Source organism: Streptomyces globisporus, from assembly GCF_003501885.1.
Taxonomy (GTDB): domain Bacteria; phylum Actinomycetota; class Actinomycetes; order Streptomycetales; family Streptomycetaceae; genus Streptomyces; species Streptomyces globisporus_D.
Genome location: NZ_QWFA01000387.1, coordinates 1 through 3229, shown reverse-complemented (window position 1 = coordinate 3229; position 3229 = coordinate 1). Strand labels below are relative to the sequence as shown.

Here is a 3229-nt window from a genome sequence, read left to right as displayed (position 1 = left end):
AGGTCCTGGACGAGAAGGCCCTCGTCAAGGGCGGCTACGGCGGCATCCTCGGCGTCGGCCAGGGCTCCGCGAACGGCCCGCGCCTGGTGAAGCTCGCCTACACGCACCCGAAGGCGGAGAAGACCCTGGCCCTCGTGGGCAAGGGCATCACCTACGACTCGGGCGGCATCTCGCTCAAGCCGGCGGGCCACAACGAGACGATGAAGTGCGACATGAGCGGCGCGGCCGCCGTGTTCGCGGCCGTCGTCACGGCTGCCCGCCTCGGCCTGAAGGTCAACGTCACCGGCTGGCTGGCGCTGGCCGAGAACATGCCCTCCGGCAACGCCACCCGCCCCGCGGCAACGCCTTCCGCATGGCCAACGACGACGCCTTCCGTACGTCGATCCACGAGATCGCCGACGAGGTCGGCGAGGCCTCCTGGCCGATGCCGCTCCCCGCCGACCTGCGCAAGGGCATGGACTCCCCCACCGCCGACATCGCCAACATGGGCGAGCGGATGGGCGGCGGCCTGGTCGCCGGTCTCTTCCTGAAGGAGTTCGTGGGCGAGGGCATCGCCTGGGCGCACCTGGACATCGCGGGACCGGCCTTCCACGAGGGCGCCCCGTACGGCTACACGCCGAAGGGCGGCACCGGCTCCGCGGTCCGCACCCTGGTGCGGCTCGCCGAGCGCACCGCCGACGGCGACCTGGGCTGAGCGATCACCCGTGTACGGCCCCGGGCACAGGTCCGGGGCCGTACGTGTTGTCCGGGCGGTACCGGTAAGGAGAGGGCGGGGTTTCGCTCTCGACGAACACCGACCGAATCCGTAGGTATCTACGCAGCAGTAACCCTCCGGAACGGACGATCATCCGTCCCGGACCCGGGCCCCGCGTCCCGCCCACCGTCGACAAGTGCGAAGATGGGTTCTCGGCAGGACAGGGCCCCCACCACAGGGCCGAAGACAAAAGCGGCCGCACACCAGCCGACCGGCCGGTCACACCCCAGCGACGGGGCCCGGCGTACGGCGCACATGCATGGAGGACGTGACGTGGCGAACGACGCCAGCACCGTTTTCGACCTAGTGATCCTCGGCGGTGGCAGTGGCGGTTACGCCGCGGCCCTGCGCGGAGCGCAGCTGGGCCTGGACGTCGCCCTGATCGAGAAGGGCAAGGTCGGCGGTACCTGCCTGCACAACGGCTGCATCCCCACGAAGGCCCTGCTGCACGCGGGCGAGATCGCGGACCAGGCCCGTGAGTCGGCCCAGTTCGGCGTGAAGGCCACCTTCGAGGGCATCGACATGGAGGCCGTCAACAAGTACAAGGACGATGTGATCTCGGGCCTGTACAAGGGTCTGCAGGGTCTCATCGCCTCGCGCAAGGTCCACTACATCGAGGGTGAGGGCAAGCTCTCCTCCCCCACTTCGGTGGACGTGAACGGCCAGCGCATCCAGGGCCGCCACGTGCTGCTGGCGACCGGCTCCGTGCCGAAGTCGCTGCCCGGCCTGGAGATCGACGGCAACCGGATCATCTCCTCGGACCACGCGCTGAAGATGGACCGTGTCCCGAAGTCGGCGATCGTGCTGGGCGGCGGCGTCATCGGCGTCGAGTTCGCCTCGGCGTGGAAGTCCTTCGGCACCGAGGTCACGATCGTCGAGGGCCTCAAGCACCTCGTCCCGGTCGAGGACGAGAACAGCTCCAAGCTTCTTGAGCGCGCGTTCCGCAAGCGCGGCATCAAGTTCAACCTCGGCACCTTCTTCGACAAGGCCGAGTACACGCAGGACGGCGTCCGCGTGACGCTGGCCGACGGCAAGACCTTCGAGGCGGAGATCCTCCTCGTCGCGATCGGCCGCGGCCCGGTCTCGCAGGGCCTCGGTTACGAGGAGCAGGGCGTCGCGATGGACCGCGGCTATGTCCTGGTCGNCGATCTCGGCCGTGGGCGACCTCGTCCCCACCCTCCAGCTCGCCCACGTCGGCTTCGCCGAGGGCATCCTGGTGGCGGAGCGTCTGGCCGGTCTCAAGACCGTCCCGGTCGACTACGACGGCGTGCCCAAGGTGACGTACTGCCACCCCGAGGTCGCCTCCGTCGGCATCACCGAGGCGAAGGCCAAGGAGATCTACGGCGCGGACAAGGTCGTCGCCCTCAAGTACAACCTCGCGGGCAACGGCAAGAGCAAGATCCTGAAGACCGCGGGCGAGATCAAGCTCGTCCAGGTCAAGGACGGTGCCGTGGTCGGTGTCCACATGGTGGGCGACCGCATGGGCGAGCAGGTCGGCGAAGCCCAGCTGATCTACAACTGGGAGGCGCTGCCCGCCGAGGTCGCCCAGCTGATCCACGCACACCCGACCCAGAACGAGGCGATGGGCGAGGCTCACCTGGCGCTGGCCGGCAAGCCCCTCCACGCCCACGACTGATCCTCCGGTCCCGGGCGCGACGACCGACCACTTCCGCATTTTCGTAAGGAGCAACTGAAACCATGTCGGTTTCCGTAACCCTTCCGGCGCTCGGCGAGAGCGTCACCGAGGGCACTGTCACCCGTTGGCTGAAGGCCGAGGGCGAGCGCGTCGAGGCCGACGAGCCGTTGCTCGAGGTCTCGACCGACAAGGTCGACACCGAGATCCCGGCCCCCGCGTCCGGCGTTCTGTCGTCCATCAAGGTCGCCGAGGACGAGACCGTCGAGGTCGGCGCCGAGCTGGCCGTCATCGACGACGGCTCCGGCGCCCCGGCCGAGGCCGCGGCTCCGGCCGCCGAGCCCGCCTCCACCCCGGCCCCGCAGGCCGAGGAGGCGCCCACCGCCCCGTCGACCGAGACCGAGGCTCCGGCTCAGGCCCCGACCGCCGAGGCGACCACCGGCGGTTCGTCCGCCGAGGGCACCGACGTCACCCTCCCCGCGCTCGGCGAGAGCGTCACCGAGGGCACCGTCACCCGCTGGCTCAAGGAGGTCGGCGAGGAGGTGGCCGAGGACGAGCCGCTGCTCGAGGTCTCCACGGACAAGGTCGACACCGAGATCCCCGCCCCGGTCGCCGGTGTGCTGCTGGAGATCGTGGTCGGCGAGGACGAGACCGCCGAGGTCGGCGCCAAGCTCGCCGTCATCGGCGCCCCGGGCGCGGCTCCGGCCGCCGCTCCGGCACAGCCCGCCGCCCCGGCCCAGGAGGCCCCGAAGGCCGAGGCCCCCAAGGCCGAGGCGCCGAAGCAGGAGGCCCCCGCGGCTCCCGCCCCGGCTCCGGCCGCTCCGGCCCAGGCCCCGGCGGCC

The 3229-nt window shown here is 70.8% G+C and carries 1 protein-coding gene and 2 pseudogenes; all 3 read left to right on the top strand.

Annotated features, from left to right (window positions below; all coding sequences use genetic code 11):
* Positions 1-694 (top strand): annotated as a pseudogene (locus tag D3105_RS33815) (leucyl aminopeptidase); the annotation flags it as partial.
* Positions 695-1027: 333 nt separating this feature from the next.
* Positions 1028-2390: pseudogene (gene lpdA / locus D3105_RS33810) on the top strand (dihydrolipoyl dehydrogenase).
* A 62-nt stretch (positions 2391-2452) separates the two neighbouring features.
* On the top strand, positions 2453-3229 hold a 777-nt coding region (locus tag D3105_RS33805), incomplete at its 3' end, for a biotin/lipoyl-containing protein (protein ID WP_338104034.1).